The sequence below is a fragment of the Dyadobacter psychrophilus genome, from assembly GCF_900167945.1.
GTDB lineage: Bacteria > Bacteroidota > Bacteroidia > Cytophagales > Spirosomataceae > Dyadobacter > Dyadobacter psychrophilus.
The window spans coordinates 990,248-1,013,030 of record NZ_FUZA01000002.1 but is presented as its reverse complement, the minus strand read 5'-3'; the positions used below and the strand labels follow the sequence as shown (position 1 = coordinate 1,013,030).

The following is a 22,783-nucleotide window of genomic DNA, read 5'->3' as shown; positions in this document are numbered from 1 at the left end:
ATCAACCAAGATGGCATTTCAGCACAAGCACTGAACGCCCCTGAACTTTAATGCTGCTACCCGGTTCAAATTCCTCGGTATCATCACCGATAAAGCCGTCGCTTGTATCGATGGCTTTTTTCCAGTTGTTGTTGCACTGATCGGCCGGAAGCACATAATCCAGCGCTTGCTCATGTGCATTGAAAATGATGTAAAAACTATCGTCCGTAATCTTCCGACCGTCATAATTTACACATCTGATTCCCTTGCCATTGAGATAAACGCCCAAAGATTTCGCAAAATCATGCTCCCAGTTCTCATCGGACATTAAGTTGCCGTCAGGAGAATACCATCGGATGTCTTCTACATCTGATCCGGTCACCGGCAAGCCCTGGAACCACCTTCTGCGCCTGAACGAGGGGTGGTCTTTGCAAAACCAGATCAGCTTTTTAGTAAAATCAAGCAGCTGATGATCCGCTTCTTCCCAGTGGATCCATGAGATTTCGTTATCCTGGCAATAAGCATTGTTATTTCCACCTTGCGTTCGCCCCAGCTCATCCCCTGCAACCAGCATAGGAACACCCTGTGAGAGAAATAGTGTAGTTAAGAAATTACGTTTCTGCTTGTTACGCAAGGCTATAATGTCCTGATCGTCTGTTGCACCTTCCACGCCGCAGTTCCAGGAACTGTTATCGTTGTTGCCATCCTTGTTGTCTTCCCCATTGGCCTCATTATGTTTATCGTTGAAGCTAACCAGATCGTGCAATGTGAAACCATCGTGCGCAGTGATCAGATTGACGCTGGCCATCGGGCTACGGTAACCACCCTGGTATAAATCGGGACTGCCGGTAAAGCGTTGTGCAAATTCCGAAAGTGTACGTTCGGCTCCGCGCCAGTAACAGCGTACGCAATCGCGATATTGATCATTCCATTCGGCCCATCCAGGCGGAAATTTGCCTACCATATAACCGTCTTCGTGAATGTCCCAGGGCTCTGCGATCAGCTTAACTTGTGAAATAATCGGATCCTGGTATATAATGTTGAAGAAAGATCCCAGTGTATCCGTTTCGTCCAGTGTTCTGGCCAGTGTGGATGCAAGGTCAAACCTGAACCCATCCACATGCATTTCTGTAATCCAGTAACGCAGGCTATCCATGATCATTCCGAGCACATTGGGAAGCTGGGTGTTAATGGTATTTCCTGTTCCGGTGTAATCCCTGTAATATCTTGGTTGTTCGGGTTCCAGCCTGTAATAACTTTTGTTGTCAATTCCTTTAAAAGAAAATGTCGGGCCCAGGTGATTCCCTTCCGCCGTATGATTGTAAACAACATCCAGAATTACCTCAATCCCGGCACTATGCAATGCTTTGACCATGTTTTTAAATTCCAGAACATGTGCCCCTCCATCGCTGTTACTCGCATAGCGCACATCCGGGGCGAAAAAGCCGAGTGTGTTGTATCCCCAATAATTCGTAAGCCCTTTTTCGAGCAAATGCCGGTCAGCAACAAAATGATGCACAGGCATAAGCTCAATAGCGGTAATGCCCAGATCCTTTAAATACTGGATCATCACGGGATGCGCAATGCCTGCATAAGTGCCCTGAATTTCTGCCGGAATTTCCGGATGTAGCTTGGTAAGGCCTTTGACGTGCGCTTCGTAAATGATGGTGTCGTGATAGGGAATTTTTGGAGATTTATCATCTTCCCAGTCAAAAGCGGTATCAATGACGATGGATTTGGGTAAGTGCGGTGCACTATCGGTTTCGCTGAAAGAGAGGTCTTCCTGCTCATGACCAATCTCATAGGCAAAGAGCGAATCGTCCCAATCTATTGTTCCGGACAATGCTTTTGCATAAGGATCGATCACCAATTTGTTTGGGTTGAAACGATGCCCTTTCTCAGGTTCATAAGGCCCATGAAAGCGGTAACCATAGAGCTGCCCCGGTCCGATCCCCTGCACATACACATGCCAGATGTTGTGTGAAACCTCTTCAATGTCTATTTTGACATTCTCCGCTCGGGCGTCGGCGTCTCCAAAAAGACACAATTCCACTTTCGTAGCATTCTCCGAAAAAATGGCAAAATTAACACCTTCTCCATCCCAGGTCGATCCCAACGGATAAGGGGCCCCAGGCCTGATGCCCAGTTCAAGTGAATCGGGCGACTCAATTACTTCATTTTGAATAGTATAGCTCATAGCGCGTGGTAATTTAATTTGTACTGTTTTTAAGATGTGGTAAAACCTTTTCCCCGAATACGTCAATGAAATTCTTTTGTTCCAGATTCACATTGTGCAGATACAAATGCGAAACGCCCGCTTCAATATCGCGTGACAGCCATTCCACATGCTGGTCCGTACTTTCCGAAATACGTACAGCCGAATGCATATCCTCCGGCCTGACCATTGCACCGGCTGCGTCAAAACCCTCTGGACCACGAATATCGGCCAAAAGTGACGAAGGGAACACATTGTTTTTCCATTGCTGGTGCGCACCGGTCAGTGCCTTCTCCATGGAGATATCGTATGAAAGCTGCACTTTGAGATAAATAGGTTTGCCTTCGCCACCGCCTTTCCTGAATGCCTCGACCATCTTTTTCAATTCGGCTGGTGGACGCGAAGTAGTGATCATGCCGTCCGCCCATCCTCCTACCCATTCGGCGGTTTTCTCAGTGATGGCGGCGCCGATTATTGATGGCATGTAACCCGGAAGCGTGTACAATCTGGCGTCATACACTTCAAAGAGCCCATTGTGTGTAACCGTTTCTCCCGCCCACAGTGCCCGCATTACGTCCACACTTTCTTTAAGGCGTTGGTTACGCACCATTTTGGCGGGCCATTCTTCACCGGTAATGTGCTCATTCAGGAACTGGCCGCTTCCGGCTGCGATCCAAAAGCGCTGCGGGAACATTTCGCACAACGTCGCAACGGCCTGTGCAATGATAGCGGGATTGTAACGCTGACCCGGCGCATTCACTATTCCAAAACTCAGGTTTGTAGCCTGCATAGCCGCTCCCAGCCAGCTCCAAGCAAAACCGCTTTCACCCTGCGTTTCACCCCAAGGATAAAAATGATCGGAGCTGAGCGCAGCTGTAAATCCCGCTTTTTGGGCCTGGATCGCATATTCGGTTAACTGACTTGGTCTAAATTGTTCGTGTGAGGCATGATAGCCGATCTGTATCTTAGTCATATCTGGTAAAATGGATACCGGTTGATTATAAAAATCGTACCCATTTCAACACATATGGTTACCAAGCCTGTTAAATTTTGCACATCTTTGAGTTGATGATTTAAAGGTTTACTGCAAACATTCCTTAGCCATGATCTATTATACACAGCTTATTTTTATCAAAGAAGGCCAAGAAAGCTCCTTCCACTTTTTTGAAGACCAGGTTTTGCCATTGCTCAAACAACATAATGGCGAGCTGATTTACCGCATCAGGCCGAGCGTGTCTTCCGTCGTTGCCACCACATTAGGCCATCCTTACGAGATCCATCTGGTGACTTTTCTGGACAGGAAGAGTTTTGAAAGCTACCGGGATGATCCCCAGCGCTTGAAGCATATGCATTTGAAAGACGAGTCCGTTGAGCGGATTATACTTATTGAAGGAAATGCGTTATAAGAATCTAATTCAGGCAGCCGCTAGTTGAAGGATTGCCTGAATTCCAATGGCGAAAAGTTCGTTTTTGTTTTAAATAATTTGCTGAATGATTGTGGATGTTCGAACCCAAGTTCATAAGCGATTTCGCTGACGGAAAGGTCCGTAACAGACAGCTTCTCCTTGGCTTTTTCAATCAGTTTGTCGTGAATGTGCTGTTGCGTGGTCCGGCCGGTCAATAGTTTGAGCATATTGCTCAGGTAATTGGGTGAGATGTTCAATGTTTCGGCAATGTATTGGACTGTCGGTAAGCCTTTTTGAACGAGGTCTTCACTATTGAAATAATCAGCGATGACGCGTTCAAGCCTGTCCAGGATCTTGTGGTTGCTTATTTTTCTGGTGATAAACTGGCGCTGATAGAAACGCTCTGAATATTTGAGCAAAACTTCCAGCTGGGCAATGATCAGGTCCTGGCTGAACTTGTCGATATTGGAATGATATTCCTGCTGGATACCCTGCATAATTCCCGAAACGATCACTTCTTCTTTATCCGACAGGAAAAGCGCTTCGTTCACAGAATAGTCAAAATACTCGTACTGCTTGATGGTTTTGGCCAGCGGCGTGTTCCATAGGAGGTCGGGATGGACAAGCAACATCCATCCCGATTGTTCCAATTGCATATCGCGATCCACTTCAAGCCGCAGGATCTGGCCCGGCGACATGAAGAACATCACCCCTTCATCGAAATCAAATTCCTGCTGACCATATTTGATCTTCACATTAAAATTCCTTTTCAGCGAAATGGAATAAAAATCGTTGACCAGACTCCACTCATTTGCCGATAAATGGCTGATCATCTCCAAATTGATCACACTGATCAGCGGATGTTCCGGCTTCGGTAATCCTCTGAACTTGTGAAATTCACTGATGGTTTTAAATCGACGAAGTTGCGCGTTTGCCATAATACAATGTAACGATTAATGTTGAAAAGCAGCGGCAAATTCTTTGGCAAAATCTTCCAGCTTCACTTTGCCCATCACGGGCTTATGGCGAAGATAATCCGCTGCAAGCACGCCATTATGCAAACTTCCATACATTTCGACCAGACCTGCAGCGATCCTGGGGTTCATTCCGATTCCTTCGAGTGCACTTTGCACTTGCGCGTCGGAAGCAATGATCCATTTCAGATCGGGCTTTCCGATAGCGGCGCCCAAAACGGCCGCCGTGTCATTCCCGGTGCGGTCGTCGCTGGCTACATATCTTACATTTCTGCCGGAATCCGGCTTTACAAGTTCCTCAGCCACGGCTGTCGCAATATCAACGGGCGAAACCCATGGAATTTCGTCCTCTGCACCGTAATTGGCAATAATAAGCCCCTGACTTTTAATCGCTTCTACATAACCAAACAAGTTGTAATAGAACGAGGTGGGCCTTATATGCGTAATGGAAACTTCCGAAGGCAACTCATTCAGGATCAACTCAACATCGTGCGCACCAAGTAAAATCCCGGAGCCTTCTCCTGCACCAAGATGTCCGCCAATGGTGCTGAGGTTAACCACGCGTTTTACGCCGGTTTCTCTGATAGCTTTTGCATAATTACGTCCTTTGCTGCGATAATATCCAAGCAAATCCAGGTTATGATCGAAATAATTAGCTGGCGGCACCATCGTGTAAACTGCGTCTGCATTCGCAAATGCGGCTGTAAGAAAATCGGCATCGTCCATTGAGCCGATCGCAGGCGTGGCTCCCAATGTTTCAATGTCCTTCTGCTTTTCCGCATTGCTGCTGATCACGGTAACCGCATGTCCTTTTTGAATCAATTCTGCTGTCAATGGCTTGCTGATGTGTCCTAACGAGCCTGTTACTACAATTTTCATTTGTCTGTTTTTTAGTTTATGCAAAATTGCGCAGCAGCTAAAAAGCGGACGTAGCCAAATCTATGGTTGTTGTAGCCGAAAGAAGGATGATATTGTAAAATTTGGAAAGATATTTGCAGAGAGTCGAAATAGAATGAATCATTAACCAACAAGATTAATGTCGGAACCACAACTTACAGGCTTGCAAAAGCGGGCTTCGAAATATATTGATAAGGCGATTTCTTACCAGCTAAGGCCAGGTGAGATAATAGAAGGGCATTTTATTGGCTTTGACAAAACCAACATTGACCGCGCCGTCATACAAATGTCCAACGCCGCCGACCGGACCACCCTGCCGCTCATGACTGTCGTTAATTATTTCGAGGGGGTTGAAGATGAGGAAGAAAGTGAGGATTAAAAGAATTTACATGGTCTTTAAAACAAATAAATACGGCCTTTAAAACAAAAACGCGGAGAAGCGCGCAGCCTAAATTTGTTCCATCATTTAAATCAAAAAATCATGGAACAAATAACCATTTCAAGTCATTACAACGGGGCATTACAAAAACCAATTCAGTCGGGCTTTACAGCCCATTCCACAGCGGCCGAAGTCATTAAAGGAATTGATCTCACTGGCAAAACAGCAATCGTCACGGGCGGATATGCCGGAATAGGACTCGAAACAGTGAAAACATTCATTGGAGCAGGAGCGAAAGTGGTGGTTCCTGCACGCGATATAAACAAGGCAGCCAAAAATCTGGAAGGCATACCGAATGTAACAATCGAACATATGGATCTTATGGATCCGGCCTCCATTGATACATTTACTGAAAAATTTCTGCTTGCCGGCAGCCCGCTTCACTTGCTGATTAACAATGCAGGCATTATGTGGGTGCCGCTTCAGCGTGTTGCACGAGGCTATGAATCACAGCTGGCAACCAATCATTTAGGCCATTTTCATCTTACGCTGAGGCTCTGGCCCGCGTTAAAAAAAGCGGGACATGCACGGGTTGTCAATGTGTCTTCCTATGGTCATCAGATGGCACCGTTTAATTTCGAAGATCCTAATTTCCAGCACCGGGACTATGACACATTATCCGGATACGGGCAATCGAAAACCGCGAATAACCTTTTTACGGTAGAACTGGACCGGCGCGGTAAAAATGTGGGTGTCCGTGCCTTTTCGCTTCATCCCGGGTCTGTTAACGGAACGGACCTGGGGCGTGTTGCGCCAATGGACCTGTTTCAGCAAATGGGCACGCATGATGCGGATGGAAACATTTTCCCGGAAGTCGCCAGTAAGTTAAAGACCATTGAACAGGGAGCCGCCACCACGGTTTGGTGTGCAACAAGTCCGCAACTGGCAAATCTGGGAGGGTTATATTGTGAAAATGCAGACGTAGCCGAACTGGACGAAGGAAACATTGAGCAAAACTATAATGATCCGTTGACGCTTCGCGGCGTAAAACCGTATTCTCTGGACCCTGAGCATGCAACGCGCTTGTGGAAATTGAGTGAGGAGCTCATAGGTTTAACGTTTTTGGCAAATTAAGATCATATAACCATTGAAATCGTGGGACATCAAACGCAGTATATCCACCCCGACCTGAAATTATCGCGCTTCGATGATACATTTTATAAAGCGGATGTGCTTTTTGAACAGCATTTGCTGGTGTGGCTGATTTCGGGTGAAACCAAGATCGTACAAGGCGATAAAACCTACTGGTTTTCGGCAGGAGACATTTTGCTGTTCCCACGCAATCAATTGGTTACGGTAATTAATTATCCAAAATATGGCCAGCCGCATCAGTCGGCGGTTATGCATCTCACCAAGAAGCGGCTGACCGACTTTTATAATGTGAATAAGGTGGAAGTCAAACAAATGCATCCGCCGATCTTTCGCACATTCGAACAGCATCCATTGCTGAAAAGTTGTCTCCATTCGCTGATCCCCTATTTTGAGCTGCAAGAGCCGTTGCCGGAAAATATTGCTTCTATCAAAATCGAAGAAGCCATCACCATTCTCAGGACCATTGATCGCGATATCGATCATTTGCTCGCCAACTTTGACGAACCGGGTAAAATAAGCCTGACCGATTTTATGGAGAAAAATTACATGTTCAATATGTCCATGGACAAGTTCGGATATCTCACCGGCCGCAGCCTTACCACATTCAAACGCGATTTCAAAAAGACTTTCCAAACCACACCCCAAAAGTGGCTGACCGAAAAACGCCTCGATCTGGCACATTACCAGATTCGCGAAAAGAAACGGAAGCCTTCCGAAGTTTATCTGGAAGTCGGATTTGAAAACCTGTCGCATTTTGGGTTCGCGTTTAAGAGGCGATTTGGCTATGCGCCTACCGAAACGGCGGGCTAAGCTCAACTTGTACGAACTTGGCATGGATTTGAACCGGCCTGACGGTGGCTAAAATGCATTTTTGCAAAAAAATTAAACAGCAAAAATGTCATGAAAAAGTTCGTTCAAATGTTATTGATCCTGCTCGCGATCCCCTGTTTTGCGCAGAAGAAAAAAGAAATCCCGGCAGCTAAAAGGGCAGATTACCAGGTTGCGCTGACGCCGGACAATTGGGAGTTCAAAGAAGGAAAAGTAAAGTTTGAGGATTACAAAGGCCAAAAGGCCATGAAAATCTCCCAGGGTTCCGGTCAGGTTGTTTTGAAAAATGTGGTCTTCAAAGACGGGACGATCGAGTATGACATTGAGCCGGTGCTGCCGGAGTTTGCACTTTCCATTTATTTCCACCGGAAAGACGAAAAAGAACAGGAGATCGTGTATTTGAGGGCAGGCAAAATGGGCAATAAGCTTGCAAACGAGGGAATTCAGTACACGCCCTATTTCGATGCGGTCAACATGTGGGATATGTATCCGGAATACCAGGCGCGCGCCATGACAAAAGCCGGTGAATGGAATCATTTGAAGCTGGTTATGTCTGGTGCCAGGATGCAGGTTTTCCTCAACAACGCGCCTCGTCCGGTGCTGGACATCCCCAAACTGGAAGGCAATGAGGCGCAAGGCAGCATTGCTTTTGAAGGTTCGTCATACATTGCCAATGTCCAGGTCAAGCCAAACGAAACAGAAGGACTCAGCCCGCTGGCATTGCCGGACCTGACGGATAATGACGCCACCTATCTCAGAAAATGGGCGGTAACCGCGCCGCAAAACTTACCCGACGGCAGCGAACTATCTTTCCGTAATTTGCCACAAGCTTCCGCATTTGCCGACACCATATCAGCAGAACGGAGGGGCCTGGTAAGTCTGACCCGCAAGTATGGCGGCAGTAAAAACAGGCGGGTTGTATGGCTAAAAACCAGGATCACTGCAAAAGAGGCTGTAAAGACTAACCTTCATCTGGGTGCTAGCGATGAAATATGGGTGTTTTTGAATAACCAAATGATATTTGTCGACAAAAACCTGTTTGCGCAGGGAATGCGAAAATATCCGGAAGGCCGCATTTCCATAAACAACACATCTACACCATTGAACTTAAAACCAGGTGAAAATGAGCTGCTTATCGGTGTCGCGAATGATTTTTACGGGTGGGGAATAATGGCCAGGCTTGAATCCTCAGAAGGCATTACCGGGACCGACGAAGTTGGCGGCATCATCACGATGGCTAAGGAAATCGGAAACCTCGACTTGAACCAGTATGAGGGCATTTACAGCAATGCGGACGTCAATTACAAACTCACTTTCACCCGAAAAGAAAAGCAGCTATCGTGCAAGTCACCGGCCAGGAACCTGCGCAACTTCAAACGCTCGGCAAAGACAAATTTGCATTCACATCCGCCAGTGCAACCTTCGACTTCCTGCCCGATAGTAAGAAGTTGATTTTAAGGCAGGGAAATGAGACTAAGGAGTTTATGAGGGATTAGGTTTTGCTACCAGCCTTTGCATTTCCTTTTCAATAAATTTTTTCTCAAAAGCGTTGATCGGGCAGATCAGCGCTTTTTTGTAGGAAGCTAATGCATTGGTGCTATCGCCTCTGCCGGCATAAATTTTTGCCCAAAAACAATGTAACAAATGATAAGTTTGGAAGAAGGGATTTGAAATCAGCTGAGTCAAAATGGCGGTCGCGGCAATTTCATTTCCGCCAAAATATAGCGCGGCTGCCCGGCCCATTTTTATAAATGGCGATGGATTTATGGCCACAAGCCTTTCATATAGTGCTGCGATGCCTTTCCAGTCCGTTTCCGCATAAGTTGGTGCTGTTGTATGCTTAAAAGCAATAATCGCTTCCAGTTGATACGCGCTCGGTTGTGCCGATTCTTTCTGTGAGAGCAGCAAATAATGGCTGGCTACTGCGATCATTTCCTTGTTCCAAACCGTTCGGTCCTGTTCAGCCAGGGTCAGTAATTCATTCCCTTGATTCGTTCGGGAACCGGCCCTTGCCAAATTGTATAATAGCAGCGCATACAATGCTTTCACATCCCCATTGGCACTAATGCCGGTTTTCTCAATTTCCTGCAACAAGCTTAATGCATCCTCGCACAACGACTCGTCGGTCAGGTTACCGTCTGCTGCCAGCTGATAACCTTCGGTAAACATCACATAGAGGATTTTCAGTGCCATTCTCACCTTTTGCGCATCGGGCTCCGTGGACTTTTCGGCCAGCAACCCATTTTCAACAGCATGCTGCGCCCGCCATCGATAAATGATCTTGGCAATCCCTTCTTCACCGGAAGCCATTAATGCAGCAATTCGCTTCACCCGCAATCCGCACACATATCGCAACACGATCACGAGCTGGACCTTTGGCGGAAAAGCAGGTTGTAAGCACGCAAAAAGCACACGTAATAAATCCTTATCATCAGTCTGTTGCACTTCCTCGGCCATATAATCCTTCTCGATGGCCTGATGCCGCTTGTCTTTCTTGAGGAAGTTATAGGCCAGGTTTCGGATGGTTTTATAAAGCCAGGCCTCCGGCTGATCAGGAACATTTGTTTGCCAACTTTTTGACGCAATAGCAAACGCTTCCTGCACAATGTCTTCCGAAACCGCCAACTCCTTAATGCCTGTATGGTACATCAAAACCGCAACCATTTTGCCAAAATGATTGCGGTAGATCTGAGAAATTAAGGATGAAACATCTTCACTCACGATTCTTGCGGAATTTCCATAATTGGACGCACTTCCATGTTGATTTTTCCCTGCACAATGTGCGGACACTGGGACGCTATGGCGGCAGCTTGTTCCAGGTTTTCAGCCTGAATGATCATGTAGCCACTAATTCCTTCCTTTGAATCAATAATTGGGCCGTCTGTAGCAATTGGTTTACCAACCGTCTTGCTTTCATTTTCCAGCGGTTCGCCCCCAACAAAGCTGTCGAACTTAATCAACTCTTCCACCCAGCCATTCATTTCAGCAATGTCTTGTTGCATTTCTTCTTCGGACATTTGAGCAAGCCGGCCCATGTCTTCCCGGATCAGTAATAAGAACTTTTTCATCATCAGTTTTATGGTATAGTACGCGGGCAGATACTTTTCCGGACAAGTTTGCAGTAAAAATGATAACAAAAAAACGCCACCCGTTTTGCTGGAAGCAAAGAGGCGGCGCGTGGGCACTCATAAAGAACAGGTTATTTTACATTAAATCATTAAGCTCCAATGATAAATATTCACCTTTAAAGGATTGTCCGCTGCAATTTCCAGCAGATAATATTTCCCGGCGGAGGTCTTACAAGCGATTACAGTTTTAACGGGCATATAGTTGGTCCAGAAAGCCGATCCCGCAGGAGCATTAGCAATGGGAACCTGATTAAATGGCAGATTTTTGAAAGATGCCTGGGTAATTGAAGATATGTCTGCGAATTTGAGATTAGAGAAGGAAACTTTCAATGGTTTTAAGGCATAATAGCAGCCATATTCGTCCCAGGCAATATCTCCGGTTGTTTCAGATGTGATGGCAAAAGGTGATGTTAAATTAAATCCTTTTCCAGTAGGAACGTCCAATGTTTTAGCTAATCTCCATGCATAACGGGAGTTTATCGAACCCTGTCCCATTGTCCCCTGCCCCGGGTTGCCTGCAAATGCTTCGGCTGTTGGTGTGTTTGCTGCAGCACTGTTTTGAGATGTTTGAGACGCTCCGTAAGGAGTTGGTTCATTAGAATTATTGCAATTAAATAATGTGAATGAAAGACTTAATAGCGCGATACTTTTGATTATATTTTTCATGATTTGTTGTGTAATATTTCTTAAAATAGGTTTTAATATGAATTTAATTTTAACGAGAAATGGACAAGCTTATAGCCCGTTCTTATAGTGTCTTTTTTATCTTTTCAAATGATCCTATTTAAATTGTGAGAGATATATTTTTTGCTAACGCGGTGCAAAACAACCATGAAAATCCGAGAAGGTTTATATCGGGAAGCTTTATGTTTATTTTGCGGTAACCGTTTTGATTTAGCGGCTTTTGAAGACTTAAAGGAGGGGCTTAAAACACAAAAAGCAACCCGATCGGGTTGCTTTTTGGAATGTTGTTACCGGGCTATTATGCGAAACTATTGTCTTGAAATTTCGAAACTAATGCACTGGATTTATCTTGCCGGTAAATAAATTAAAAATAGGATTATTTCTAACTTGGACTCCTATTTCGGTTAATCTTTGTAAGCAATATCTTTAACCAATTTTTTTCATTACCCGACAGGATTACTTTACGAGGCAGACTGAATTCCCCATACACTAACCGAACGCCCGTTTACTTTAAATTCTGCATTACCATCTTCACCGATGGTAACAGGTTCCGTGACGAAATTGAGGTAATCGACAAACGTTTTGCCGGCATGCTGCTGGCCAACGAACATTGTTTTTGACGCATTTTCATGATTGGAAATCAAAACTGCACACCCGGAATTTTCATGCGAATCATCTCCTTCGCGCGTCCATCCGATGCAATTGATATCATCCAGATATTCGTGTTGTGTGCCGTATGCTAGCTTTTTTCTCACATATAACAATGTTTCCAGCACATCCAGCTTTTCGAGCGTTATTTCATGCTCCTGGTCATCATTGCCTTTATCCTTATATTTCGAACCGTACAAGTCGGTGTAAAAAACGCAGGGGTAGCCGGCTTCACGGAGCAAAATGATCGCATAAGCCATCGGTCTGAACCAGCCTTCGACGGTTTGTTCCAGCGATTGCAATGGCTGTGTGTCATGGTTTTCCACCAATGTTACCGCCAGCTCAGGCATCGTTTGGACCAGCGTCTCGTCCAGTATTGTGCGCAGATCGTAATGTTCATTTTCCTTTGAAGCCCTGAAAAAGTTGGCCTGCAGCGGCGCGTCGAAAAGCGAAACACGCTTATCGGTTGCTTCAATGTAAGCGAGCATGGAACCCAGATCGTACGGTGCCCAATATTCGCCCACCGTATAAAATTCTTTCTGATATTTCCCGCGCAGATGGTCCAGCCATTCATTGAAAAACGCCGGGTCCATATGTTTGATCGCATCCAGCCTGAAACCGTCGCAATTTACAGTTTCAACAAACCACTCGCCCCAGTTCTTCAACTCCTGGCGTACATGCGGATTACGGAACTCAATGTCTGAGAGCATCAGATAATCATAATTGCCATTTTCGAGGTCCAGCACATCCTGCCAGCCATCACCATATTGGTTTTGAATGCTGTAAATGGCGCTCTGCTCGGTTGATGCATTGTAGTCCACACCTGAAAAACATTGGTAATCCCATACAAATTGAGAATACTGCCCTGCCCTGCCCGGAAATGTAAACTTTGTATAAGCCTCAATTTCGAAAGTATCGCTCACAAATTCGTTGCGATTTTCCGGCGTAACTTCTTTTACCGGGACTGTTTCTTTCTCATCAGCACCACCCATATGGTTCAAAACAATGTCGCAATACACCTGCAAACCAGCTTCCTGACCGGCAGCAATGGCTTCGATCAATTCCTGTTTGGTTCCGTATTTTGTTCTTACTGAGCCTTTTTGATCAAATTCCCCGAGGTCATACAGATCGTAAGAGTCATAACCGGAGGATTCCGGTCCTTCCATTCCTTTGTGTGCAGGCGGCAGCCAAGCTGAGTCGATGCCTAAATTTTTCAGTCGGGGAGCTTCATTTTTGAAATGATTCCATAGTGTTCCGTCCGCAGGACAGTACCATTCAAAGAATTGAAGCATTGTAAAATTGTCCATAAAATATCAATGAAGCGCTACGGGATTAAATGCAGCTGCATTTTCAGCATAAATAACCATACCGGCGCAACTGTATTAAAACAACATTCACTAATTTCGCCCGCATTGATCCTAATCAAAGCCAGGCCATGAGGCATCCGCTTATCGAACATATCAGCAAGCAGGTTGACGTGGCTTCGGAAGATGAAGCGCTGCTATTATCGTTTTTCCAATCCGTCCGCGTGAAAAAGAAGCAAAATCTTGTGGAGGTCGGCCAACCCTGTTCGTCGCTTTTCTTTGTTGTGGAAGGCTGCATCCGCATGTTTCATCTGAGTGAAAAAGGAATTGAACAAACCATTCAGTTTGCCCTGGAAAACTGGTGGCTTACCGACTTTTCAGCATTTACATTGCAGAACAACACCGGTTTCACGATTCAGGCCGTGGAGAATTCGCAGTTGATGGTGATTGATCTGGCGGCACAGGAAAAGCTTTTGCAACAATTCCCCAAACTGGAAAGATATTTCCGCTTCATATACCAGCGCGGTTACGGCGCTGCCCAGGTGCGGATGAAATTTCACCACGACATGTCACGGGAAAAGCTCTATCAGCATTTTGTCGAGAACTACCCGCAATTCGTTCAGCGTGTGCCACAATATTTGCTGGCCTCCTATCTTGGCTTCACGCCGGAATATTTGAGCGAGCTGCGCAAAAAGCGTTCTTAAATTAGAATTATTATATTAATTGTTTGATATATTTATCATTACTTCGCAATGACCACATGGAAAACTGGAAGGCGATCCTGTATCTGCTAGCGTTTGGACAGGGAATCATACTGAGCATTTCGCTGATTTTCAGGGGAATAAAAAGAGAGCGCGCCAGTATATTTTTGGGCATTATCCTGTTTGTGCTTGCTTTGGAGATCCTGAACGCGTGGGGAATACAGGTTCGTTACCATAAAGCCTCCTATGCCATTCCGTTTTGGAACATTCAAAGTTACTTGTTGCTTCCGCTGTCATTATGGTTCTTTGCCAAGCTTACAACCGATCAGGATTATGTTTTCAGAAAACGTTATTGGCTCTTCTTTACCCCAATTCTGCTTGAATTGACAATCAGGTCATTATGGCACAGTTATGCGCGGTGGACTGGCAAATCATTTCCATCTTTGCTCGACATCCCAATCTGGTTTTTCCTTACGGAGCTGCTGCCGATCATTGGTATGTGTATAGTATTGGCCGTTTACGGTCGGAAATTATTCGCTTTTCAGTCGGACTGGAAGAACAATGGATTGCCGCTGACCATCCGAGGATACTTCCGGCTCTACGGTCTTTTCGGTTTCCTGCTCGTCCTGACAATCTTATGGTTTGCAGGAGTGGTTTTGGAATGGCCTGTTTTTGCAAGTGTCGAAGCGCTTCTGACGATTTGCCTTTTTGGCCTGGGTTACATTGGATATCTGAGCCCGACGTTTTTTAATTTGCCTGTTTTGGTAAAACCAAAAGTTGTAGAAAAGCCCGACTTTCTGAATTACGATGACCTGGCCGAGCTGAAACGGCTTCATGCCGCATTTGTGCAGGATAGCTTGCACACGCAGTCCAAGCTTACTTTGGAAGAATTAGCCGCCACATTACATTTGCCTTCCCGGTATGTTTCCTATCTGATCAACACGCATTGCGCTTCCAACTTCAACAATTTCGTTAACCGTTTTCGTGTGGAAGAAGTGATCCGCAAACTAGGCGATCCGAAAGAACAGCATAAGACGGTGCTGGCTCTTGCGTTTGAAGCAGGTTTTAATTCCAAATCAACATTCAACCAGGTGTTCCGCCAGCATACCGGCAAGTCTCCGTCGCAATATCTGTTGGTGCACAAATAAAACTTCTGAAATGCATTCTGAGCGGATATTCACATGTCCGGGATCATGATTCCGGACGTCCGGAAAAGTGTTTCGAGGCGCAGAGAAGCGGACTATCCGTTTGCTTTGCTCCGAACCAACCCAATTCGACATTCCATTATGCACAAGCAACTTCTCCTCATGGCCACTTTATTTTGGTCCATTCCATCTTTTTCGCAGCAAACCAGCCCTGGTCGCGGTGACCATGGTTTTGTGATAAAAATCAATAAGAATGTTGAGCTGCTCGGATTTGTATATTTCCTTGGATACGAAGGTGGGCAATCTGAAACAGCTGGTTATTCCAGCAGAACCAAAGCCCGTTACGCATATGGCCTGGATGTATACAAGCAATACAAATCCCACGCAGGCAGCAAACACCTGGCGGTTGCAATCGGTTTTGCACAAAACATCTGGCTCGACTATTTTCTGAATCTGCTGGTTCAACTGGACGAGTTTCCACATGCCAAACTGGATAATGATATCGCGCTTGCCTATTATCGCAGGTTTTCTCCGAAAGGCGATTCGACCGAAGCCAGAGCGAATGCATCTGCTTTTATTGATGCCATGAACGGGCTATACAGGGAAGTGGATTTTGAATTGTATATGCAGCAGAATGCTTGCAAATATGAAAATGCAAAAAGTCAGGTTACGGCCGGGCTACCGGACAGTCGTTTTGTGCCTGCTATGGAAAGTTTCTACCAGGGACATCTAGATAGCTACAACCTGCTGCCGAGCCTGATGATCCCGGCGGGAATGGGCTTTGGCGTTAAATACAAAGCCGGTGAAAAAACACATGCTTTTCATATTTTCGGATCATTCGCGCCCCCGGTTTATCATGTTGATTCGCAGCTAAATATGGGTTTTGACAACAAAAAACATCTGCTCGAACTCAGTACACACGAGTTTGGACATTCATTCGTCAATTCCGCAATAGACCGCCTTCCCGCCGAAATGATAACCGCGACCGAAAGCTTATATGAACCAATCTCCCAAGCCATGTCCGACCAGGCATATACAACCTGGAAATCATGCTTGTACGAACATTTTGTAAGAGCTGGCGAGATAGTCATTGCGCAAAATCTTGGCAACATGGCCGACGCCATGGCTTTAAAAGAACATTACATTGCTAACCGCAAATTCATTTATCTGCCGGAATTGTTAAAGGAACTGGAAAGCTATAATGCAAGCAAAAATGGCTCCTATATGCAAGCCGTTGAGCGTGCTATGGAGCGGCTCCGGGAGAAAACATCCAAATAATAGAAGCATTTATTTAGAAAAAAACCGGTTTGCGCAATTAAACTGCCGGGATTTTGTTTTAAGATAATATGGCTGTAAATTTACAACTGTAAAAATAAAAATGAGCGATGACTTATATTAGTGCGCAACCGGTTTTAACAGATAACTGGGATGACATCTGTTATCCTGTTAACCCTGTTTGGCTAACCGATCTTTTGCCGGATTACGACATTATAGCAACGGACCGTCAGCAGCTTATCGTCGGTGAGCCGCTGCGCGGCAGAAAGACGATTTTTGGCATTCAAAGCGCGGATTATACCATTATTCCAAACGTCTGGATCCGTGAAGTGATAGACAAAGTGTTTGGGAAAAATTATACGGTTCAGATAAAATATACGAGTACAGGCGAATTCAGCATCAGCATTATCCTTTCGGATGGGTTTTCGGTCGGGAGTGAAAGTTTGCAGCGCAGCATGATCCTGACCAATAGTTACAATGGCAAAACACCGCTGACTATTCAGGGACAGACATTTACAACCATGGCGAGCGAAGGTAACAAGCCCGGAACGAGCATGTACCGGGAAATTTGCCAGAATGGCCTCATGGGCTGGGCCGATTCCTTTGGAAAGCTGCCAGACTATCAACATTGGCTGGAAGAAAAACCCAAAACAAAGGATAAGAAGCAACCGGTTAAAAGCACCCAGGAACTGCGCAAAATTCATCACAGCCGACTTACACCAGCACTTTTTCAGTCACAGCTTTATGAAATGCTTGCTGGACAAAAGAAGGCTCGACCGACGCTGACGGCAACTATTTACGAACATTTGCAGCAGCGCACAATGACAAAGGCAGATGAAGGGATGCTGAAAAAACTACCGATTCCGGTCCAATTGGCCAAACAGGCGCAAGAAAGGCTCCGGCTGGAAGAACGGATTTTAGGGGCCAGCCCCTCCTATTGGCTTATGTACAATGCGGTGAACCATGCGCTTTTTAATGCACGGAGCAGCCTGACCTTAAACGACCGCTACAAGTTGGATGAACGGGTTTTTCACCAATTGGCGGCCAGCTCTTTCGCATAAGGGCACATCCGCAATGCCGGGAGGCGTTGGGATTTTTAACTTTTAATTTAATTATCATGAATACACAAAGAAACCATGTGATACTGGGTGAAGATGATTTTCGCATGTTAAAGCAGTTTGCCGAGAATTTCAGCAGCACCAACGCGAACGAAATGTCGCTTTCCTATGAACTGAACAGGGCCATTGTGGTGGAAAACGACGAATTGCCGCCCGACAGCATCCGTTTAAATTCCGAGGTGAAAGTGAGAGAGCTGACCACGAATAAAGAGATGGAGTTTTCGATCGTTATGCCCGCTTTTGCAGATATCAGACAAAAGAAGATTTCCGTTCTGACGCCGATGGGCGCAGCATTGATCGGGCTTTGCAAAGGCGAAACGGTGGAATGGAAAATGCCTGCCGGCATGAAAAAATTCCAGGTTTTGGACGTACGGCAAGTCGTATGAAAAAGCCACGACAATCTTTCATGATCGCAATGCTGTCTGCATTTGCGATCATTACTGCGTATATAGCTTTTTGTGTCATCACCTTGAAGCTGTAAAAATCCAGATCAATTTCTGAAACCGGGGTATGGTATTTGCTGGAAGGCAGGAAATCCTTTTTTTGACAAATACCTACTCAAAATGGCGAAAAATAAATCCGAAAAACTGACCCAGGCAGGAGAACTGGCTGCATTTCTACGCACCCGCAGGGAAGTTCTGCTCAACAAATGGCGCGAAAGGTGCGATGCGGACCCCATGCTTAGCAGCAAAAGCAGTTTTTCAAGAGAAGAATTCAACGATCAGGTCCCCGTACTGCTCGACATTCTCGATCATCGCCTCAAACTGACTAAACCTTCAAATGATCCGGTCGAAGTTTCGAGCCAGCATGGGCTTCACCGTTGGCAAAGTGGTTATGCCTTACAGGAACTGATGATTGAATTGGAACACCTTTTCGCAGTCCTGATCCATGAAGTGGCACTTTATGATCCCGGTTATACCAAACTGAACACCGAAAATGCGTCGCACGTTTACCGCGAGCTTAACCGCTTATACTCGGACGCGAACAGAGGGAGTATTTTGTATTACAATGAACTACGGCAGACCGCAGCCGCCGAACAGGCTGCCAACTTGCAGACTGCGCTCGATCAGTTGCATCAGGTATCCAAAGAAAGAAATGAACATTTACGACATAGCTCCCATGATCTCCGTTCGAGTTTCAGTGTGATGCTAATGGCCTCTCAACTTTCACAGACGCCTTCAACGGAGGAAGAAAGATCGGAGCTGATGACCATTATCAACCGCAATCTGACCTCTGTCCGCGATATGCTCCTTCAACTAAGCGATTATGCCCGTATTGAGGCAGGCCAGGAAACGCTTAATATCAAACGCTTTAATGTGGGTGCATTAATCAAGGAAATGGTTGAAAACGTGCGGCCGGCTGCCGAACTGCGCAAACTAACGCTCGATGCCGAAGGTCCTGAAAAGCTGGAAGTAACAAGCGACAAAGTCCAAATCCAGCGCATTTTGCAAAATCTGCTGTATAATGCGTTGAAATACACGGAAAAGGGTGGAATAAATGTTAGCTGGGCCAATGAAAATGATTCCCGATGGGTTTTGAGCATTCAGGATACGGGTCCTGGATTTGAGGAAAATACGCCGGCAGCATTATTTGTTGGTCAGCTCAAACCGGCTTCCCACACCACGGCAATTCACAAGCAATTACCCATCGAAAAACCCGCCCCAACTTTTGCCGATAAGAATGAGCACGTGAAGGAAAGCGAAGGACTTGGCCTTTTCATTGTTAAAAAAATCTGCGAACTGATGAAAGCAAACATGGATATTGAAAGCAGGCCGGAAACCGGAACGCTGGTAAGAATCCGCTTTCAGTCAAAACAGGAGCCTAATGCATAAGATTAACACGCCAAATCACTCCTTTGTAACGATTTCAATTTCACCACCATTTTTAAAAAGATCATGGGGAACAAAATAGCCGTTATTTTCCTTTCCGTTCACCTTAATGGCAGTTAGCGCCCTGCCCCTGCCCGGCTTACGGATGGTAATGACTTTCCCGTTGCTTGTTCTCCATTTGACTTGGTCAAACAGCGGCACCGTCACCAGATATTCGGGGTCTGTGGCTGAAAACGGATACAATCCCAACGCCGTAAAAACATACCATGCCGACATTTCTCCCGCATCATCCATCCCGCAAAGTGCCAGCCCATTCTCGCCGATCCCATATAAATTGTTGAGAATGTTATCGAGCTGCTTTTGTGATTTTTCTGGTTTACCAATAAAATGGTAGGAAAAAGGCGCTTCGTGATCCGGCTGGTTGCCGTGGCAATATTGGCCCACCATTGTTTCCACATTCCGGGCGATGTGCTTGGGGTTCCAGGGAACAGTAAACAGCGAATCCAGCTTCGACTCGAAGCCTGCCGCGCCTCCGTACAAAGCGATCAAACCGGGCATATCATGCGGTGCAAAGAATGAAACCTGCCAGGCATTGGCTTCACGATACATGTATTCGTAATAAGGATATTGCGGGTCAAATGGCTTGATCCACTCGCCGTTGGCCAGTTTTCCGCGCATGAACCTTGTCGAGGGATCAAACATATTTTTGAAGCTCTTTGACCGTGCCATTAACTTGCTGTAATTAGCTGTGTCACCCAGGCTCCTGGCGATCTGTGCCACGGAGTAATCGTCATAGGAATATTCCAGCGTTTTGGAAACACCGGCCGCAGCTTTGGTCTCCACTTCCGGATTTGCAATGTCAGGGTCCGGGATAAAGCCCAACGCCCTATATTCCTTAATGTAAGGCCGCGCTCCGCCTTCGACATTGGCGTTTTTCAGCAAGATTTCATATGTGCCTTTTATATCAAAATCATTGATTCCACGCAAGTAAGCGCCTGCAATAGACGAAGCGCCGTGGTCACCGTGAAAGAATGTTGGAATAAAACCCTTCTTATCGCCTACATCCTTCATAGATTTGATCACATCCAATGTTACTTTTGGCGAAATTAGTCCCAGCAGCACATCCTTATTCCGGTAAGTATCCCATAGTGAGGGTTCTGTATAATAATCGAAGCCCGTTTTTGCGACTTGCTTTTTGGCATCGGTGAACTCGCCATTCACGTCACTGCGCAATGCTGGCCAGAGAAACGACCGGTACAAACTTGAATAAAGCATTTGTTTTTGCTTATCCGTTCCGCCTTTTACCTGGATCGTGGATAGCAACGTTTCCCATTTCCCGGTTGCCTCGCTACGGATCTGGTCAAAGGTTTTGGCACCAATTTCGTTTTCAAGATTCTCCTTTGCATTGGCTATACTCACAAATGAAATGCCAATTTTGAGCTCCACGCGCTCTTTACCATCCGCTAAATGGACAATTGCATAACCCGTTTGAGCGCCTTCCTCTTTCTCTTCCAGTTTTGAAATGTTTGTATTCAGCTTTGCATAGAAGTAGATTTTTTCGCCTGTCTGCTGATAACCCTGCACCACATTGTTCCCGATCTTTTCAATGTTCCAATTCGAAATTTTATTGTTGGCTTTTGCCAGATCGAAAAGGATTTGCCGTGCTTTATCATTTTTATATTCATACTTATGAAATCCCGCGCGCAATGTGGACGTCAGCTGTACATTTACCTCATAATCATCCAGATAAACCTGGTAAAATCCCGGTGCAGCGCTTTCTTTTTTATGGCTGAACCGGGACCCAAATTTTGCGCCTGGATTGGATAACGGCAAAGCCGGAATGTTACAAAGGTTCCAATGTCCTTTATTGGTGTGGGTAAAAGCCAGTATAAGCGAGTCCTCATACTCGTAACCTGCGCCAGAGCCATATTCAGTCATAGGGCTCAACTGCACCATGGCATTGGGCAGCGAGCTTCCGGGAAATGTGAGCCCGGCCCATGAACGCCAACCCTTTGGTAATTCGTAACCCAATATTTTCGGATCAGTGAGCGGAGCAGTTCCGATGAATGTATTTACATATTGAGTGTAAACCGCTTTTTGCTGGGCCATGCCTTTGGAGGCAAACAAAATAATAATGAATACAATATGGAAAATGTTCTTAATCGGTGGAATGGTCATGCAGATAGGATTTAGGCGATTTCAGTAAAATGCTTATTGGGGTTATGTCGCATTTCCCGGCCAATTTACCGGATTATGCGTGTTTTGCAAACTACAATCCGTCAACCTCTATTTAACTATTTATAAAAAGTCTAAATAAATATTGCATAAGATAGAGTTAGCACATACTTTTGCCGACATAATTGGTACAACAAAAAATAAATTTCTAGTCTCATTTTTACTACTCACAATGAAAACTACCTTTTCTATTATTGCCCTGATGCTTTTGTCTGTAAGTAACCTTTTTGCGCATGCGCTTTGGATAGAAACCAACACAACTGGTAAGGCGGGCCAAAAACAGGCAGTCAAAATCGTTTATGCAGAGCCAGATGAAAAGCCCGAGAAACTGGCTGACTGGTACTCGGACGTTAAAGAATTCGAACTTTGGCTTACTACGCCTGACAAACAAAAAGTGAAGCTTGTTACAGTGGCTGGCGAGGATCATTTTACATCAGAATTTACACCGGACAAAGACGGCGTATATACATTATCGATCAGCAAAGCAGCAAAAGAACTGGGCGGATCGACGATCTATCAGTTCAACGCGGGCGCGATTGTTAAGGTGGGTAAGTCATTGGCGGGAAATGAGCCTTCTTTTAATGGTAATGAGATCAAGGTTTTTGCGGATGCTTCCAAGTCATTTAAAGCAAACCAGCCCTTGAACCTGACCACAATTTTAAAAGACAAACCAACTGAAAAACTGCATGTCGGGATTTCCTCTCCAAGCGGATGGAACAGAAACATCAGCTCCGATGCGAACGGCGTTGCCGCATTTACACCAATATGGCCGGGCACTTACAAGATTGAAGCTTCAACGAGCGAAAAAGCGGAAGGAGACCATTTCGGCAAACCTTACAAGGCGATCTGGCGTTGCGCAACGCTGCTTGTGGATGTAGCGCAGTAA

22 protein-coding genes are annotated in these 22,783 nt (G+C 45.6%); 13 read left to right on the top strand and 9 right to left on the bottom strand.

Annotated elements, in window-relative coordinates; genetic code table 11:
* Window position 1 precedes the first annotated feature (1 nt).
* The gene (glgX, locus tag B5X68_RS11145; RefSeq protein WP_082214747.1) at window positions 2–2,176 is read right to left on the bottom strand and encodes a glycogen debranching protein GlgX; all 2,175 of its coding nucleotides are present in this window, start codon (window positions 2,174–2,176) and stop codon (window positions 2–4) included.
* A 13-nt stretch (window positions 2,177–2,189) separates the two neighbouring features.
* Window positions 2,190–3,167: a TIGR03885 family FMN-dependent LLM class oxidoreductase gene (locus tag B5X68_RS11140; protein ID WP_082214746.1), complete on the bottom strand. Its 978-nt coding sequence runs from the start codon at window positions 3,165–3,167 to the stop codon at window positions 2,190–2,192.
* A gap of 130 nt (window positions 3,168–3,297) precedes the next feature.
* Between B5X68_RS11140 and B5X68_RS11135 the strand changes: the two genes are divergently transcribed.
* On the top strand, window positions 3,298–3,600 hold the full coding sequence (locus B5X68_RS11135; protein WP_082214745.1) for a DUF1330 domain-containing protein: 303 nt from the start codon (window positions 3,298–3,300) through the stop codon (window positions 3,598–3,600).
* A gap of 20 nt (window positions 3,601–3,620) precedes the next feature.
* Here B5X68_RS11135 and B5X68_RS11130 read toward each other — a convergent pair whose 3' ends face one another.
* Window positions 3,621–4,538, bottom strand: a complete 918-nt coding sequence (locus B5X68_RS11130; RefSeq protein ID WP_082214744.1) for a helix-turn-helix domain-containing protein — start codon at window positions 4,536–4,538, stop codon at window positions 3,621–3,623.
* Between the two features lie 15 nt (window positions 4,539–4,553).
* Window positions 4,554–5,453 (bottom strand): NmrA family NAD(P)-binding protein, encoded by a 900-nt coding sequence (locus B5X68_RS11125; RefSeq protein WP_082214743.1) that lies wholly within the window; start codon window positions 5,451–5,453, stop codon window positions 4,554–4,556.
* 157 nt (window positions 5,454–5,610) lie between these two features.
* Between B5X68_RS11125 and B5X68_RS11120 the strand changes: the two genes are divergently transcribed.
* The 4 genes from B5X68_RS11120 (at window position 5,611) to B5X68_RS11105 (ending at window position 9,282) form a co-directional block, all read left to right on the top strand.
* Entirely contained in the window at window positions 5,611–5,850 is a 240-nt protein-coding gene (locus B5X68_RS11120) for a hypothetical protein (RefSeq protein ID WP_082214742.1), read from the top strand.
* Window positions 5,851–5,952: 102 nt separating this feature from the next.
* Entirely contained in the window at window positions 5,953–6,984 is a 1,032-nt protein-coding gene (locus B5X68_RS11115) for an SDR family NAD(P)-dependent oxidoreductase (protein ID WP_082214741.1), read from the top strand.
* A gap of 21 nt (window positions 6,985–7,005) precedes the next feature.
* A complete protein-coding gene (locus B5X68_RS11110; protein WP_082214740.1) occupies window positions 7,006–7,812 on the top strand; it encodes a helix-turn-helix domain-containing protein in 807 nt (268 codons plus the stop codon).
* A gap of 90 nt (window positions 7,813–7,902) precedes the next feature.
* Window positions 7,903–9,282, top strand: a complete 1,380-nt coding sequence (locus B5X68_RS11105; protein ID WP_082214739.1) for a LamG domain-containing protein — start codon at window positions 7,903–7,905, stop codon at window positions 9,280–9,282.
* Between the two features lie 30 nt (window positions 9,283–9,312).
* On the opposite strand, the gene B5X68_RS11100 is transcribed toward B5X68_RS11105, so the two are convergent.
* The 3 genes from B5X68_RS11100 to B5X68_RS11090 are packed head-to-tail and all read right to left on the bottom strand — an operon-like array spanning window position 9,313 to window position 11,624.
* Window positions 9,313–10,551, bottom strand: coding sequence for an RNA polymerase sigma factor (locus B5X68_RS11100; RefSeq protein ID WP_082214738.1), 1,239 nt, complete (start codon window positions 10,549–10,551; stop codon window positions 9,313–9,315).
* Window positions 10,548–11,015, bottom strand: a complete 468-nt coding sequence (locus B5X68_RS11095) for a YciI family protein (RefSeq protein ID WP_082214737.1) — start codon at window positions 11,013–11,015, stop codon at window positions 10,548–10,550. Before B5X68_RS11095 ends, B5X68_RS11100 begins: the two co-directional genes overlap by 4 nt.
* A 24-nt stretch (window positions 11,016–11,039) precedes the next feature.
* Window positions 11,040–11,624, bottom strand: coding sequence for a hypothetical protein (locus B5X68_RS11090; RefSeq protein ID WP_082214736.1), 585 nt, complete (start codon window positions 11,622–11,624; stop codon window positions 11,040–11,042).
* A gap of 165 nt (window positions 11,625–11,789) precedes the next feature.
* Between B5X68_RS11090 and B5X68_RS28630 the strand changes: the two genes are divergently transcribed.
* A complete protein-coding gene (locus B5X68_RS28630; protein ID WP_141110267.1) occupies window positions 11,790–12,005 on the top strand; it encodes a hypothetical protein in 216 nt (71 codons plus the stop codon).
* 98 nt (window positions 12,006–12,103) lie between these two features.
* On the opposite strand, the gene B5X68_RS11085 is transcribed toward B5X68_RS28630, so the two are convergent.
* Complete coding sequence (locus tag B5X68_RS11085) at window positions 12,104–13,597, bottom strand: alpha-amylase (RefSeq protein ID WP_082214735.1); 1,494 nt, start codon at window positions 13,595–13,597, stop codon at window positions 12,104–12,106.
* Between the two features lie 128 nt (window positions 13,598–13,725).
* Here B5X68_RS11085 and B5X68_RS11080 point away from each other — a divergent pair, with 128 nt between their 5' ends.
* The 6 genes from B5X68_RS11080 (at window position 13,726) to B5X68_RS11055 (ending at window position 19,665) form a co-directional block, all read left to right on the top strand.
* Entirely contained in the window at window positions 13,726–14,298 is a 573-nt protein-coding gene (locus B5X68_RS11080; protein ID WP_082214734.1) for a Crp/Fnr family transcriptional regulator, read from the top strand.
* Between the two features lie 56 nt (window positions 14,299–14,354).
* Complete coding sequence (locus B5X68_RS11075; protein WP_082214733.1) at window positions 14,355–15,443, top strand: helix-turn-helix domain-containing protein; 1,089 nt, start codon at window positions 14,355–14,357, stop codon at window positions 15,441–15,443.
* Between the two features lie 33 nt (window positions 15,444–15,476).
* Complete coding sequence (locus B5X68_RS11070; RefSeq protein ID WP_082214732.1) at window positions 15,477–16,718, top strand: DUF4932 domain-containing protein; 1,242 nt, start codon at window positions 15,477–15,479, stop codon at window positions 16,716–16,718.
* 107 nt (window positions 16,719–16,825) lie between these two features.
* On the top strand, window positions 16,826–17,776 hold the full coding sequence (locus B5X68_RS11065) for a hypothetical protein (protein ID WP_082214731.1): 951 nt from the start codon (window positions 16,826–16,828) through the stop codon (window positions 17,774–17,776).
* Between the two features lie 56 nt (window positions 17,777–17,832).
* Entirely contained in the window at window positions 17,833–18,219 is a 387-nt protein-coding gene (locus B5X68_RS11060) for a GreA/GreB family elongation factor (protein ID WP_082214730.1), read from the top strand.
* 177 nt (window positions 18,220–18,396) lie between these two features.
* Entirely contained in the window at window positions 18,397–19,665 is a 1,269-nt protein-coding gene (locus B5X68_RS11055) for a sensor histidine kinase (protein ID WP_082214729.1), read from the top strand.
* A 15-nt stretch (window positions 19,666–19,680) separates the two neighbouring features.
* Here B5X68_RS11055 and B5X68_RS11050 read toward each other — a convergent pair whose 3' ends face one another.
* Window positions 19,681–21,840 (bottom strand): GH92 family glycosyl hydrolase, encoded by a 2,160-nt coding sequence (locus B5X68_RS11050; RefSeq protein WP_082214728.1) that lies wholly within the window; start codon window positions 21,838–21,840, stop codon window positions 19,681–19,683.
* Window positions 21,841–22,069: 229 nt separating this feature from the next.
* Between B5X68_RS11050 and B5X68_RS11045 the strand changes: the two genes are divergently transcribed.
* On the top strand, window positions 22,070–22,783 hold the full coding sequence (locus tag B5X68_RS11045) for a DUF4198 domain-containing protein (protein ID WP_082214727.1): 714 nt from the start codon (window positions 22,070–22,072) through the stop codon (window positions 22,781–22,783).

Coding starts and splice junctions, on each gene's coding strand:
- glgX (WP_082214747.1), bottom strand. CDS start 2,176: ATGAGCTATACTATTCAAAATGAAGTAATTGAGTCGCCCGATTCACTT.
- B5X68_RS11140 (WP_082214746.1), bottom strand. CDS start 3,167: ATGACTAAGATACAGATCGGCTATCATGCCTCACACGAACAATTTAGA.
- B5X68_RS11135 (WP_082214745.1), top strand. CDS start 3,298: ATGATCTATTATACACAGCTTATTTTTATCAAAGAAGGCCAAGAAAGC.
- B5X68_RS11130 (WP_082214744.1), bottom strand. CDS start 4,538: ATGGCAAACGCGCAACTTCGTCGATTTAAAACCATCAGTGAATTTCAC.
- B5X68_RS11125 (WP_082214743.1), bottom strand. CDS start 5,453: ATGAAAATTGTAGTAACAGGCTCGTTAGGACACATCAGCAAGCCATTG.
- B5X68_RS11120 (WP_082214742.1), top strand. CDS start 5,611: ATGTCGGAACCACAACTTACAGGCTTGCAAAAGCGGGCTTCGAAATAT.
- B5X68_RS11115 (WP_082214741.1), top strand. CDS start 5,953: ATGGAACAAATAACCATTTCAAGTCATTACAACGGGGCATTACAAAAA.
- B5X68_RS11105 (WP_082214739.1), top strand. CDS start 7,903: ATGAAAAAGTTCGTTCAAATGTTATTGATCCTGCTCGCGATCCCCTGT.
- B5X68_RS11090 (WP_082214736.1), bottom strand. CDS start 11,624: ATGAAAAATATAATCAAAAGTATCGCGCTATTAAGTCTTTCATTCACA.
- B5X68_RS28630 (WP_141110267.1), top strand. CDS start 11,790: ATGAAAATCCGAGAAGGTTTATATCGGGAAGCTTTATGTTTATTTTGC.
- B5X68_RS11085 (WP_082214735.1), bottom strand. CDS start 13,597: ATGGACAATTTTACAATGCTTCAATTCTTTGAATGGTACTGTCCTGCG.
- B5X68_RS11080 (WP_082214734.1), top strand. CDS start 13,726: ATGAGGCATCCGCTTATCGAACATATCAGCAAGCAGGTTGACGTGGCT.
- B5X68_RS11075 (WP_082214733.1), top strand. CDS start 14,355: ATGGAAAACTGGAAGGCGATCCTGTATCTGCTAGCGTTTGGACAGGGA.
- B5X68_RS11070 (WP_082214732.1), top strand. CDS start 15,477: ATGTCCGGGATCATGATTCCGGACGTCCGGAAAAGTGTTTCGAGGCGC.
- B5X68_RS11065 (WP_082214731.1), top strand. CDS start 16,826: ATGACTTATATTAGTGCGCAACCGGTTTTAACAGATAACTGGGATGAC.
- B5X68_RS11060 (WP_082214730.1), top strand. CDS start 17,833: ATGAATACACAAAGAAACCATGTGATACTGGGTGAAGATGATTTTCGC.
- B5X68_RS11055 (WP_082214729.1), top strand. CDS start 18,397: ATGGCGAAAAATAAATCCGAAAAACTGACCCAGGCAGGAGAACTGGCT.
- B5X68_RS11050 (WP_082214728.1), bottom strand. CDS start 21,840: ATGACCATTCCACCGATTAAGAACATTTTCCATATTGTATTCATTATT.
- B5X68_RS11045 (WP_082214727.1), top strand. CDS start 22,070: ATGAAAACTACCTTTTCTATTATTGCCCTGATGCTTTTGTCTGTAAGT.